Annotated in this window: 14 protein-coding genes and 1 pseudogene; 4 read left to right on the plus strand and 11 right to left on the minus strand. The window is 55.0% G+C overall.

Annotated features, from left to right (window positions below):
* Positions 1-47 precede the first annotated feature (47 nt).
* Positions 48-266, plus strand: a complete 219-nt coding sequence (locus ACFPM8_RS06985) for a hypothetical protein (protein WP_378996425.1) — start codon at positions 48-50, stop codon at positions 264-266.
* Positions 267-348: 82 nt separating this feature from the next.
* On the opposite strand, the gene ACFPM8_RS06990 is transcribed toward ACFPM8_RS06985, so the two are convergent.
* From ACFPM8_RS06990 to ACFPM8_RS07000, 3 genes are all read right to left on the minus strand, one after another.
* Positions 349-756, minus strand: a complete 408-nt coding sequence (locus ACFPM8_RS06990; RefSeq protein WP_378996427.1) for a hypothetical protein — start codon at positions 754-756, stop codon at positions 349-351.
* A 62-nt stretch (positions 757-818) separates the two neighbouring features.
* The gene (locus ACFPM8_RS06995; protein ID WP_378996430.1) at positions 819-1,163 is read right to left on the minus strand and encodes a zinc ribbon domain-containing protein YjdM; all 345 of its coding nucleotides are present in this window, start codon (positions 1,161-1,163) and stop codon (positions 819-821) included.
* Positions 1,164-1,317: 154 nt separating this feature from the next.
* The gene (locus ACFPM8_RS07000) at positions 1,318-2,223 is read right to left on the minus strand and encodes a DMT family transporter (RefSeq protein ID WP_378996432.1); all 906 of its coding nucleotides are present in this window, start codon (positions 2,221-2,223) and stop codon (positions 1,318-1,320) included.
* Positions 2,224-2,356: 133 nt separating this feature from the next.
* Here ACFPM8_RS07000 and ACFPM8_RS07005 point away from each other — a divergent pair, with 133 nt between their 5' ends.
* Entirely contained in the window at positions 2,357-2,800 is a 444-nt protein-coding gene (locus ACFPM8_RS07005; protein WP_378996434.1) for an Lrp/AsnC family transcriptional regulator, read from the plus strand.
* 171 nt (positions 2,801-2,971) lie between these two features.
* Here ACFPM8_RS07005 and ACFPM8_RS07010 read toward each other — a convergent pair whose 3' ends face one another.
* The 4 genes from ACFPM8_RS07010 to ACFPM8_RS07025 all read right to left on the minus strand — a co-directional run bounded on the left by ACFPM8_RS07010 (position 2,972) and on the right by ACFPM8_RS07025 (position 5,656).
* Positions 2,972-4,000 (minus strand): questin oxidase family protein, encoded by a 1,029-nt coding sequence (locus tag ACFPM8_RS07010; protein ID WP_378996436.1) that lies wholly within the window; start codon positions 3,998-4,000, stop codon positions 2,972-2,974.
* A 203-nt stretch (positions 4,001-4,203) separates the two neighbouring features.
* Positions 4,204-4,869 (minus strand): hypothetical protein, encoded by a 666-nt coding sequence (locus tag ACFPM8_RS07015; RefSeq protein ID WP_378996438.1) that lies wholly within the window; start codon positions 4,867-4,869, stop codon positions 4,204-4,206.
* Between the two features lie 39 nt (positions 4,870-4,908).
* Positions 4,909-5,085 carry a hypothetical protein gene (locus tag ACFPM8_RS07020; RefSeq protein ID WP_378996634.1) on the minus strand — a complete coding sequence of 59 codons (177 nt, stop codon included), beginning with the start codon at positions 5,083-5,085 and terminating at the stop codon, positions 4,909-4,911.
* 28 nt (positions 5,086-5,113) lie between these two features.
* Entirely contained in the window at positions 5,114-5,656 is a 543-nt protein-coding gene (locus tag ACFPM8_RS07025) for a phospholipase D family nuclease (protein WP_378996440.1), read from the minus strand.
* A gap of 430 nt (positions 5,657-6,086) precedes the next feature.
* Between ACFPM8_RS07025 and ACFPM8_RS07030 the strand changes: the two genes are divergently transcribed.
* Positions 6,087-8,141: a M3 family metallopeptidase gene (locus tag ACFPM8_RS07030; protein ID WP_378996443.1), complete on the plus strand. Its 2,055-nt coding sequence runs from the start codon at positions 6,087-6,089 to the stop codon at positions 8,139-8,141.
* Between the two features lie 62 nt (positions 8,142-8,203).
* Here ACFPM8_RS07030 and ACFPM8_RS07035 read toward each other — a convergent pair.
* A pseudogene (locus ACFPM8_RS07035) lies at positions 8,204-8,482 on the minus strand (IS630 family transposase); the annotation flags it as partial.
* A gap of 14 nt (positions 8,483-8,496) precedes the next feature.
* Between ACFPM8_RS07035 and ACFPM8_RS07040 the strand changes: the two are divergent.
* A complete protein-coding gene (locus ACFPM8_RS07040) occupies positions 8,497-9,087 on the plus strand; it encodes a dUTP diphosphatase (protein ID WP_378996445.1) in 591 nt (196 codons plus the stop codon).
* Positions 9,088-9,330: 243 nt separating this feature from the next.
* Here the strand turns inward: ACFPM8_RS07040 and ACFPM8_RS07045 are convergent, their stop codons facing one another.
* The 3 genes from ACFPM8_RS07045 to ACFPM8_RS07055 form a co-directional block, all read right to left on the minus strand.
* Positions 9,331-10,254, minus strand: a complete 924-nt coding sequence (locus ACFPM8_RS07045; protein ID WP_378996447.1) for a hypothetical protein — start codon at positions 10,252-10,254, stop codon at positions 9,331-9,333.
* Positions 10,251-11,312, minus strand: coding sequence for a DUF2515 family protein (locus ACFPM8_RS07050; protein WP_378996449.1), 1,062 nt, complete (start codon positions 11,310-11,312; stop codon positions 10,251-10,253). Before ACFPM8_RS07050 ends, ACFPM8_RS07045 begins: the two co-directional genes overlap by 4 nt.
* Positions 11,305-12,869: DUF2345 domain-containing protein (locus ACFPM8_RS07055; RefSeq protein ID WP_378996451.1), on the minus strand; the 1,565-nt coding region annotated here is incomplete at its 5' end. The genes ACFPM8_RS07050 and ACFPM8_RS07055, both read right to left, overlap by 8 nt.

Genomic DNA, 12,869 nt, shown 5'->3' on the forward strand with positions numbered 1-12,869 from the left:
GTATTGTTGCCTCGGATATTACCCCGCTTAACCACAAGGAGACTCTTATGGATTTGGTAGAAAAATTCGACGCTAAAGGCGCTTCAGGGACTGGGTATCATGTGGAGGGATACCAGAACCCCATAGACGCATCAACGTTAAGCGATGCCACTAGCCCGCTACCGGGGGAAAAGATTTACCGACTGTTAGACGGACGTCCATTAAAGCCAATCTCGGATAAGAAATTTGTCATTATCCAGACAGGGGAAGAGATCCACAGGATATAACCAGACACAAAAAAAGCCCGCGACCATCAGGAAGCGGGCTTTTTTATTGCCGACAGTATTTCAACAAATGTCTTGCGCTGGTTTAGGCTGCGCCAAGAAGGTCGCTTGCGTTAAGGATGGCATAGACAATCTCCGGATTCTTTTCGAGACACCGGCGGACGGCTGCAGGAATGGACTGCCGCGTCTTCCTGCACAGCCCCGGACGCTCCACAAGCTGGATGTTGAGGCCGCGCACGGTACGCACTTCGCGACTGCCTGGATTAATCTGAAGAACAATACCCAGTTGTGCCTGCATGCGTACTTCGATGTGCTTCAAATCAGCATAGCTTGAAATATTCTCGATGCGCGTAATGAGTTTTTTCTCATCCGCCATCGTCAACCTCAGTATCCGAAGATCGCCGCCAGGGTCATTCAATAAACCGTCCCGATCACAGGTGCAAGCACCCGGTGGGCACTCCTTGCGAATCGGAAAGGGAATTGATTGGGACATATGGATCACATTGCAGATAAATTATCGTAACGCGAGGAGAATCTGACACCGCCCTCGCAACATCACACTTTTTTGACGAACTCCGATTTCAAGCTCATGGCCCCAAAGCCATCAATTTTACAGTCGATATCATGGTCGCCATCAACCAAGCGAATATTCTTGACCTTGGTCCCCATTTTGACGACTCCGCCAGAACCTTTCAATTTCAAGTCCTTGATCACGGTGACTGTATCGCCGTCCTGCAATACATTGCCAGCGGAGTCGCGGTAGATCTTGATGCCATCCGCGGCCGACTCGACGGCAGCGTGCACTGGCCATTCATGGGCGCACTCGGGGCAGATGTACAGGCCGCCGTCTTCGTACGTAAATTCAGAATTGCATTTGGGGCATGCTGGTAGAGCGCTCATGATGTCATCCTTCCGGGTAAGGCAAAAATCGTAAAAAGGAAGGCAGTATACTGCTTGCCGATGACATTCCTGTTTCTTTCTGATTATTGACGAGCGCTTTTGACAGTCCTGCCTTATCGCGCAAATCAGGGCAGTTGCGAGAATTGCCGGGCATTCAACTGATGGCTTGAGGGTCCTCGACGCGCGCTTTCGGTTTCCACAATGACCAGCCAAGATTCATCCCGGCGGCCGCGATCAGAATGGCGGCCGCGCCGACCAACTGGGCCGGATGCAGCCGATGGCCGAAGGCCAGGAAATCTACCGTGATCGCGACAATCGGGTAGATGAAGGATAGCGATCCGGTCAGGTGCGTCGGCAGTTTTTGAATCGCGCCATAAAGCAGGATATACACCAGTCCGGTATGCACAACGCCGACCGCAACCAGCGCGCCCCACGTTTTCATATCAACAGGAAAGTCCGACAGATGCGCAAAAGGCGCGAGCATCACGACCCCGACGCAGACCTGGATCAAGGCAATCAGATGCGGCGGCGTGTCGGCGAGCTTTTTAGTAATGATGGCTGCGATGGCATAGAAAAAAGCCGCACCGAGCGCCATCATGGCGCCTGAAAAATAGTCCATACCGATATATTCGACATCAGGTTTCACCTGCACGATCAAGAGCATGCCGGCAAAGGCAATCGCCAGCCACGTCAGCTTCGTCATCGTCAACCGTTCCCGGAAAAACAGCGCGCCAAGGACCACCAGCATGAAGGGCTGGGTGTTGTAGAGCGCCGTGGCGATCGAGATTGAGACCCGGGAGAATGCGTTAAACAGCAGCAGCCAGTTGACGACAATGGCCACGCCGCCGAGCGCCGCGAGGCCCAGCATGCGCAAAGAGAAGACTCCGCGCAGCAGCCCCAGCGCGGCACAGACAATGAGCAGCGTTATCGCGCCGAACACGCAGCGCCAGAACACCACGTCCATCACGGGCTGGCCCGAGAACACGACAAACCAGCCTATCGTTCCCGAAATCACCATGGCGGCGGCCATCTCGACCGTCCCGCGTACCTTATTGTCCATCAATACCCCCGGAGAATTGTCTGGGGCTGATAATCTCACGTTGCAATGTCTCTTTCCATAATTTATAGAAGGATATTTTTCGCAAATGCCTTATTATATAAGGCAATTTTGCTTATTTTCGAGGAAATGACAAATGTTGAACAATATCGACCAACGCATCCTTGAGGTACTGCTGAAGGACTCGCGAATTTCGCTGAAAGAGCTGGCGCAGCAAGTCGGCCTTTCCTCGCCAAGCATTTCGGAGCGGCTACACCGCCTTGAGGAACGCGGCGTCATCCGTGCCTTCAGCATTGAGATCGACCCGCAAGCTCTCGGCTACCAGTTGCAGGCGATCGTTCGCATCCGGCCTTTACCCGGCAAACTACACATCGTCCAGAAGTTGATCGAGGAAACTCCCGAGTTCTGCGAGTGCGACAAGGTGACTGGAGATGATTGCTTTATCGTTCGACTATTCGTCCGGTCGATCGAACAGCTCGACCAGATCATCGATCGCATTGCCGACAAAGCCGAGACCAGCACCGCGATCGTCAAGGCGCAACCGATCAAGAGACGTCCGCCGCCGTTTGGAATTGCGTAGGCGATCGAGTGTCGCCTCGAACCGATTTCAACCGGTCAAATCCACCATTATGCGGACGAGCCACACCAACCAGAGCTGCCACAGCCCAAGCACGGATTTATGCGCCGGAAATAGCTTGCCACGATTGGACGCGAACCTACGCGCTGCTCAGGAAAACCCAACCACGCCGCGCTACGATTTGATGACTCTCTTAGCCGCCAATAAATACAAGGACGACGGCTGCCGCTGGTATTCGCGCCAACAGGTGAAAGTCATCTTGATGACATGATCGTCGTCGGATGCAATCGCCAACTGCAATAATTCGGGCCAAGCGACCTGCTCACCTGCCGCTACCGGATCGACCGGCAACGCAAGTTCATCGGCGGCAACAGGCGGCGCACCAATCGACACATAGGCGGCGCAAAGTGCTGCCCAGACATCCGGCAACAGACGCTGCGCCAAAGTCCCGGGAATATGCGCGAATACCTGCCGCGTTGCAAACAGCCCCGTCACCATATGCATGACCGTGAAGCTGTTTGTTTTCCAATACAGGGCCAACGCAGCGTGCGCCATCTCATCAAGCAATCCAGCATGCTCCGGCGGCGCAAGAAGGTGCGCACCAAACAAGGGCTCGCTCGCCACGGCGCGTAATCGCGAGGAAATCAAGTCATCGCTAAAAACTGCGCCATTCAGCGCATTCGACAATGCGGCCCACCCCTCATGCACCGAAGCCGCCCGGCGGCGCTCGACCGATTGCATATTGATAGGCAGATTTCTGCTGACCAGCGCTGCCAGCCCGGCGGCAATTTCACCCGAATGCTCTGCCTCCAACCCGTATCCGAGCCGGATCAGCGCATGAAAAGCGCCGCTGGCCGGTGCAAACGGCACCCGCCCCAGCACCTGCGCGACGACCGCATTCGCCCCCGACCTGACAATCCAGTGTGCAAAGTACGCACGCAACGCCCCGAACGCCGCAGCGTTGCCGGTCATTTCCGTCCAATTCTGTGCATCGACCCGCATCGTGATCTCAGGCGCCGGCAGACCGAATCGCCGCACCCACATGTCGAAAAACGCCTGCAAGCGCTCCGGTCCCGCCCCCATGCCGGCAAGCGCGCACAGCGCCATTGGACAGTGGTTGGTCGTGCCTTTGCCTTCCACGTCGAGCTGCGCATTCGAGTCAAGCAACTGGCGCAGCGCCTCATCGTAAGGTGATTTGTTCATGACATTTTCCCGAGTGCGGGTTTGGTTAGAGAGCTCGATGGTGCGTTGAGCAAGCGCCTTCTCGATCTTCCTGTCGGTCTGGTACTGGCTCAACGCGTACACCGCCCAGATGGTCGCGGGAAGCCCGCCAATGGTGAAGAACGTCAGCCACGGCAGAATCAAGAAATCAATAAGCGCATTTTTCTCTCGTCGTCGTTGGCTGGTTAGTTATCCAGACCGTTGGCTTCCCAGCTCACGCTGGTCAGCTTCACACTTTGCTGCTGCTCTTTTTTGCCCGCGTCTTCGGCGATCTGCGCGACATGGGGAAAGGCCGTTAGGAATTCCGGCTTCTTCGCCCAATCAGCCAATCCTTCGATCTTGTACTGGTACTTCACGCTGGCTTCCTGGTAATCGCCAAACTTCATCGGGCCTTCCCACTTAACCACCTTGTCGAGAGCCATCTTGCCCCAGCATAGGTCTGTCTGCACTTCCTTGATCCTGCCGTTCAGGCCGATGTGTTCGACATCCTTTTGCCGCTCGAACGGCTTGGCCGCATCGGTCAGGGTGTAGCGCTTGACCTTGAACTTGACGCCATTCGGCTTGCCGTCAAAGCCCGCTCCTTCGAGCTCTGTATCGACTCCCTTCGCAAGGCCCACGGCTTCCAGTGCGACCATGCGTCCAGCCGTGCCCGTCGGCATGGACTTTTGCAGGAGCAAGTCCATCTCATTGACATCGACCGGCCACTTGGTGATGTTCAGGCATAGCTCGCCCTTCTTGTCGAGGTATTGCACGATGGCTGCCCCGAAGTTCTTTTCGTTCGCATCGGTCTTGCTGCCACAGCCCGCAAGCAAGATTGTCATTGCGATGGCACCGCCTACTACCTTTCTCATGTTTTCCCTTTCTTGGTTGTTGAAGAAATCTGTCTACGATCATGTTTCATGCCCGACATTGAGCGGACGCAAATAGCCGCGCGCGACGGCCTCCGGCACCGAGAACGAATAGTGCCCGAGCATGTTGATATGCGCATGACCGAAAGGCGACAGCCGCGTCTCGCTCTCGGGCCGCACCGGATGATGCCAAGTGCTTAAGTCGGATCGCGGCCCCATTGCTCCCCGAACCCCAGATTCACGACGTTCAATACGTCGAAGCGTGATCGATGCCCTGCTCAAATCTGTTCTTCCAATGCTTCAAATAAGAAGCTGCCAGATCAGGGTCATTCCAGACCACGATTACGTTCTCGCTATTCGACTTGGCCGCTGCTTTGCTGAAATTAAACGAACCTGTCTCAACGTTGCGATCATCGACCACAATGTATTTGTCATGATGGATGGTGTAGGTTGAAATGGTGCGCGCGGGGATTCCGGCGTTTACAAGAAGGTTGAGGGCAGCTTGGCCGGCCTTTGCTCGATTGCCGCGATCATCCACAACCACTCGTACATCCACGCCCCGCTTCTTTGCATCCAGTAGCCCGCGCACGATCACAGGCGAAGTAAACGAGTAAGCGGCCAATCTGATCGATGAATGCGCCGCATCAATGGCTTTTAGTACAAGCTGTTCTGCTCCGCCTTCGGGAGAGAATGCATTTTCTACTTTGGATTGATTGGATGTTCCAGCATAAGTAACGGGGATTGCGGATGCGGACAGGACAAGTGCGAGGATGAGAGTTATTTTTTTCATGCAGGGATTTTGCAGAGTCCTACGGCAGAACTACTGGTGTGGCGATAACAGTTCATTTTGATGCCCAGCTGAATATTTAGTTTGGCAATAAATGCTGCCATGAATAGATTTCCATGCGGCATCTAATTTAAGGGCACCGATTCTACCTCACGAACATTCGAAATTACAGCCCTAGCAAGTACTTTCTCAATAGCAGTCTCCAACCTCACAATTTGTAATTCTCACGTATCGGCATCAAATTTTCGTTATCCCGACCTGAATCCGCGCCCTCGCCTAGCAGGCATATCCAGGATTGCGCGTAGTCGACAATCTTGCCGCCTTCCTGGACGCGCTAAAATCTGAGCCTCTAGGCGGCGTGGATATCGGCACGTAAAAAATTTCCATCAGGCTATACAATAGCGTTCTCTTCATTAGCCAGATGCTCACTGCCATGACGGACATTCACGCCAACAATCCGCTGTTACAGGATTGGAATACCCCCTACGGTTTGCCGCCTTTCTGTCAGGTGAAGGCTGAATATTTCGCCCCCGCCTTCGAAGTTGCGCTGCCTGCTCACCTGGCCGAAATTGACGCAATTGCCGGGCAATCCGCAACGCCTGATTTTGCCAATACGCTAGCCGCGTTCGACGCGTCAGGCCGCCTGAACAGCCGCATCACCCTGCTGTTCGAAAACCTGACCGCCAGCGAAACCTCGCCTGCCTTGCAAGCAGCCGAGACAGCACTTGCGCCGCGGCTGGCGGCGCACAAGAATGCGATATACCTGCATGCGGGCCTGTTTGCGCGCATCGATGCGCTGTATGCGCGACGCACGGAACTGGATCTGGACCCAGTTCAACTGCGCTTGCTGGAACGCGTGCACCTGGATTTCGTGCGTGCTGGCGCGAACCTGCCGCCGCAATCCCGGGCGCGCTACAGCACAGTGACGGAAAGGCTGGCGACCCTGAGCACCGAGTTCACGCAAAACGTGCTGGCCGATGAATCCGGTTTTGCGCTGGAGCTGAAAGATGAGGCAGCGCTGGCTGGCTTGCCGGAATTCCTGCTTGCTTCGGCGAAGGCGGCGGCGCAGCAGCGCGGCTTGCCGGAAGACTGCCACGCGATTACGCTGTCGCCGTCGCTCGCGGAGCCTTTCCTGACGTTCTCGGAACGGCGGGATCTGCGTGAGACGGTCTGGCGCGGCCGGGTAGCGCGCGGTGCGCATGCTGGCGCGCACGACAATCGGCCGGTGGCGGCTGAAATCATGGCCTTACGCCAGGAACAGGCGCAAATGCATGGCTATCCTACCTATGCAGATTACCAACTGGTTGACCGCATGGCCGGCAAGCCGGAAGCGGTATCGGCCTTGCTTGGCAAGGTCTGGGAACCGGCCAAGGCCAAGGCTGAAGACGACCGCATTGCGCTGACCGAAATGGCGCGTCGCCTGGGCCAGCCGACGCCGATTGCCGCCTGGGACTGGCGCTACCTGGCCGAGAAAGTGCGGCAGGCACGTTACGATCTCGACGATGCAGAACTGAAGCCATACTTTGCGCTGGAAAACATGATATCCGCCATGTTCGACTGTGCCGGGCGGCTTTTCGGCGTCAGCTTTATCGAGCAGCATGGCGTCGTTTTGCATCATCCCGATGCGCGGCTATGGGAAGTCCGCAGCCGCGACAGCGCTCTGATCGGCTTGTTCATCGGCGACAACTACGCACGCCCCAGCAAGCGCAGCGGCGCCTGGATGCACGTCTTCCGCAACCAGTCCGGCCATGACGGCGGCACGCTGCCGATCGTCATTAATAACAATAATTTCGCGAAGGCCTCAGTCGAACCTGCGTTGTTGAGCTTTGACGATGTGCGCACCTTGTTCCATGAGTTCGGTCATGGCTTGCATGGCCTGTTGTCACAGGTGAAGTACGAACGCCTGGCCGGCACCCAGGTACTGCAGGATTACGTTGAACTGCCTTCGCAGATTTTTGAAAACTGGGCTGAAGAAGAAACCGTGCTGAAACGCCATGCGCGGCACTACCAGACCGGTGAAGCGATGCCTTCAGCTTTGCTGGACAAACTGAAGCGGGCGCGCCAGTTTGACCAGGCCTGGGCCACCATCATGTATGCCGGTCCGGCCCTGATCGATATGGCGCTGCACTCGCTGCCCAACGGCAGCGCTGTCGACATTGCCGCCTTTGAAGCGCAGCAGTGCGAACTCTTGGGCGTGCCGCAAGATATCGGCCAGCGCCATTATCTGAGCCACTTCCAGCATTTGTTCACGGGTTCTGACTATGCCGCCGGTTATTACGTCTATATGTGGGCCGAAGTGCTGGATGCGGATGCCTACGATGCATTCACTGAAGCCGGCGATCCGTTCGACCAGGCGATTGCCGGGCGTTTGCAGCGTCATATCTATAGTTCTGGCAACAAGCAAGATCCTGCGCTGGCTTTCCGTGCATTTCGTGGGCGTGATCCGAAGGTGGAGCCTATGCTTGCCAAGCGCGGTTTGATCAGTTAGATATGTAGAGATTATTGCAAACACACTTGGCGTTGTTACGTCGGGACGACCATCCGCTCCTGCAACACCGGGTCTTTCCGATCCAGCGCCTGAATCGCGGTCTTCTCTTCGACGCAAAATACCGCCGCGTTCCGTGGCGGGTTCATGTAGAGACCGATCACTTCCGCCGCTTTGGTCTCGAAATCCGGATCGTTCGATGCGAGATAGCCTTCGAGGCGATGTGGCTTGATGCCGTGTTTAGCCCAGATGCGAGCGATCGTCATGTGCGAAATATCACCGCCCAGTTCGGCCGTCAGCTTGCGCGTCGACCAGTGCGTCGAGCCATCAGCCGGTTTGTGTTTGGTGCTACCCGTTCTTGCGCGCCAGCGTCGTCGAGGGTGCTGAAGCGATGGAGCACCACGGTTGGAAATGGTGGAAGAAGCAAGAGATGGACAAAGCCCAGTTCGCGATGGAGCTGGTCGATATCTGGCATTTCACGTTGAGTCATGCGATTGTCGTCGCAAAAGGCGATATGGACGCCGCCGCATCCCTGGTCCTGAACGGCCTGGAATCGACCTACGGACGCGAAGGTCTGATGTTTGATGGTCGATACTACAAGTTTGCCAAGCTGGATACCATTGACCGCGTCGAACTGCTCATCGGCATCTCGGTGTCGCGTCGCTCATCCATCCCGTTGTTCGAGACCTTGCTCACCGATGTCGGCGTGTCATGGGATGAGCTGTACTGCCAATATGTCGGCAAGAACGTACTGAACCTGTTCCGGCAAGACAACGGCTACAAGGAAGGCACCTATCTGAAAATCTGGCCGCAGACAGGCGCCGATAGCCTGGAAGACAATCAGGTTCTGGTCAAAATCACCGACAAATTCCCGAACCTGCAGCCGGAGGAACTATATTCCGCTTTGCAGACGGAATACCAAGCAGCGGTCACGCTCCAGGCTGCGTAAAAATAGGCTCTTGGCGAATGCCGCTTAAAGCAATTTCGGCATGGAGAAGCGTTCTTTTTTCTTCGCGTTATCCAATAGCTTCTTCTTGTCTTGTTCGATGCGGCGGCACTCCGAGCACCAACTCATGTTGATGACTTTTGGCAGCACCATCCCGAAAACACATTTACATTCTGCCCATTGAGATTTTTAAAACCAAATAGTTTTGGTCAGTTGCGCTCAACTCAAGTTGCCAGAAATCGCATTTTATTCATCTGGATTCTGGTACTTAGCATCAATCTTGAAGCCTAAGTTACTGAGTTTTTCTTCAGAATGTAGCCGTTCTTCAGCCTGTCTTGTGCGCACGGCCGGGTACAATTCCTTCCAGCGCTGCCGGTCTTCAAAAGTTTGCTCACTACGCTGAAAACTGTCTTTGCTCTCAAGACCAAGAGTGAGGAAATAGGCCCCAGGTAAATTAGGATCCATCCTTTTTTTATCCCGCATAAGCTGCACATTCATGTAGACATCATTTAGATAAAATTGCCACCCTGTCATATCCTTGATCTTCATCCATATATCCAATGAAGGTACATAACTAGGATCAAGTGACAGCAAGCCTGCTCCATTTTCAATCTCGCTCATCTGATAACGTAGTGCTTCAGTACCGTTAAGGCGCGGCATACTGGGGTCAATCCATCGTTTCCAGCCCGCTTCCTGAATTCTCTGCAGTAAAGCGTAAAACTTGAGGCGCGCGTCATCGTGAAGGACGTTATTTCGTGGAGGCAGTCCCATACTGATAGAAAAACCAGATATTCCCTCCGTGGGATATGTGTCATCGGAGTTCCCCATTACAGAAAGAACTGAATCCACAGCCAGATTGCTAGAACCATTTTTTATGATGACAGTGCCTAGCGTACCGTCGGACCAATTAACCCTGTAAAAATGCGATCCCGGATTACGATCATTAACATCAACGATTTCTTTGTATTTCTGTGCAAAGTCTTTACCGGACTCGCCGATCTCAACAACGACATTACTGTGCATAACGGTTTTTTTCTCCAACAAATTAAACAATCCAGCCTTGATATCACTGCCAAATATAAGCCAAAGTGCAATGGCCATTGGCACAATGAACCATGCTGCCAATACACTAGGCAACCAATTCTTAGGAAGAGTTTTTTTGAGCTTCATTGAGGTGGATGTTCATCAGGATAGACTACGCCATCGTGGGTACCTACCCATCCTGCTATGGCAGCCAATTCACTTTCCATTTGGCCCTTGAATTTAATCATTCGATTGTGAAACTGATCGGCCACAGAGGTAATCCAAAGCATTCGGCTATCGTACTCTTCCAATTTTGTTTCTTTGGGAGCGGGGTTCTTCAATTGTGATTCGCTAGTGCCACATTGACTGGTAAATGTAATCTGCAATTCAGGGCTGAATATGCTGGCCGCGAGAGCGAATGCTCTGGTGGGGTAACCTGAAGTTTGTCGCAGCTCGTGGTCATCGTCTCTTTGAACTTTTATCCACCAAGCGAAATCCGGATCGTTGTAAATAAGCTTTTGCAGAATGTTTCCTTGCTCGTGGCAGGCCATTGCCATCAAGTGTCGCAATTGCAAATTTTGCCTCTTGCGATTATCTGGCATCCCCTCAATTTGCCTGACCAAAGCGAACCCTTCTGCGACCTCCGGCTTGACCTTCAAATGGTCAATCTTTGGCAATGACTTTGCTTCCCATGGCAGTTTTTTGATTTGCTGTTTGACCTGATCGACATAGGTGTCAGTGTTACGTTCACCCACGCATTGATCAAACGATGTTGGACTAACGCTGTAAAACCAATGCCATGCCGCGATATCCATAAACAGCCAGAAATTACCCTGCCCCAGCCCTTCGCGAACGGTGGTACCCATGACAGGCCGAGTATACGAAAGCTGTAATGTTTCCAAGGTACAGGCCACCGTTTTGCTCGCAAATGCGCCCAGCGCCATCCAATAGTAGCGCCCCTTCTTTTCGGGCACACCATGCTCTTCCGTTTCCAAATACATCCTGGCATAGGTTGCGGAGATGCGTCGCGCCCTGGCTGGATAAAGGTTTATGAGCCTATAAGCCCCATTATTTTTCTTGTTGGAGAGGCGCGTGTAGCAGAACTGCTGCGCCATTGACCACAAGGTTGGACAGCCACAATGGACTTCAACACAACTATCCGGTCGGTCATTAGTCATTGCCTCGATCGTTGCGCCGTCAGCCATTTTTGTCCTTTGAGGTGTTGTTGGATGGGTCTTTATTCGCCCCTTCATCAGCCGAGACTTCGGCCCATTGCAGTGAAAATTTCAGTTTTTCTGGAGTGTCCGTATGAACTCTGGGCGTGCTGCCATCGACCGTCGTTGCAGCTTCATGACCGATGTCGTCGGCGCCGGTAACAGTGTATTTCATATTGTTCAGTGGCTTGCCGCTCGGGTCGAACAGGCTGAAGGTTTCATCGTAAGCTTTGACGGCAGGAAAGCCGCGCGTATCGACTCCCATAGACTTAGACCCCGGCATACTATGCGTAGCCGCATGCGCCACATAGCTGCCGTTGGTGCCGTGCTCGATCCCTGCCGCATTGTGGCGGGCGTAGCTGCCGCCGCCGTTGACCAGCAATTCTTCCTTGGCGCTGATCGTGATGCGGTTGGCGGTCTGCGTGATGTTCAGTTTGGCCAAAATGTTGATGCTGTCCGACAGCGCCTGCACGTCGATGTCGCCGCCGGCCGCCACCATCTTGAGCCCGGCCTTATACACAAACAGTCGGAAAGTTTGGCGGATGCTGGCAAACCAGCTGCCGCCGCTGGCGATAGCCAAATCCTTGCCGGTGGTCAGCGCGGTGTGCTGGTCGCTGGCGATATGGGTGCTGCCGCTGGTCGTGGTTTCGATACCAGCCGGGCTGGCCAGCACCAGGTGCGGTGCCGACAGCTCCGGGAAGCTGCCCTCCTCGCCTCCAGCACTGCCTTTGATCGCATCGTTCTGCGCCTTGATTACCTTGGCGACGTCGGCTTGCTGGCCCTGGGCTTCCTGCGCGCCGCTCTGCTGCGCGGCATCGGCCAGCGTTTCCTGCTGCTCGCGCGCCGCGGTCAAGCGCTGCACCGTCTCGCCCATGTCCGTCATATGCGCGGCGGCGTTGGTGCGGGCTTCAGTGGTTAGCAGCATGCCCTTGGCTGATCTTGCGACACCATGCCCATCGGAGCGCAGCTCCCAGCCTTGGCCGCGGGCGTCCTTGCGGCCGGCGTTGTCTTCGATGCGGGTGATGTGGCCGAGCGACAGTTGGCTGTGCTGATGGTCGCTCTTCAGCTGGACTTGAATTTTTCCATTGGTATCGTCGAGGATCGCGTGATTGCTTCGGCCGCCCGCGGCATTGCCGCCGCCAGCTGTCAGTTCGCGGCTGCGCAAGCCGGTCAGCGCTTGCTGGTCGGCCAGCTTCCACGGCGGCATGTTGCGCTCGTTGTAGACGCAGCCGGTGACGATGGGCTTATCCGGATTGGAATCCAGAAACTGCACGATCACTTCCTGGCCGATGCGCGGAACAGCGATCAAGCCGCGATCACCGCCGGCCCAGGAACTGGCAACCCGGACCCAGGCCGAACTTTTTTCATCGTTGCTGCCGATCCGGTCCCAGTGGAATTGCAGACGCACCCGGCCGTATTCGTCGGTGTGGATTTCCTGATTCTTTGGGCCGACCACGGTCGCGGTTTGCGGGCCGTGGATCTTGGTCGCGACGCTGTGGTAGCCGCGGCCCGGACGCCAGGGGATGCTTTTGCGGATGCAGCTCAGGC

Source organism: Paraherbaspirillum soli (assembly GCF_042654985.1).
Taxonomy (GTDB): domain Bacteria; phylum Pseudomonadota; class Gammaproteobacteria; order Burkholderiales; family Burkholderiaceae_D; genus Paraherbaspirillum; species Paraherbaspirillum soli.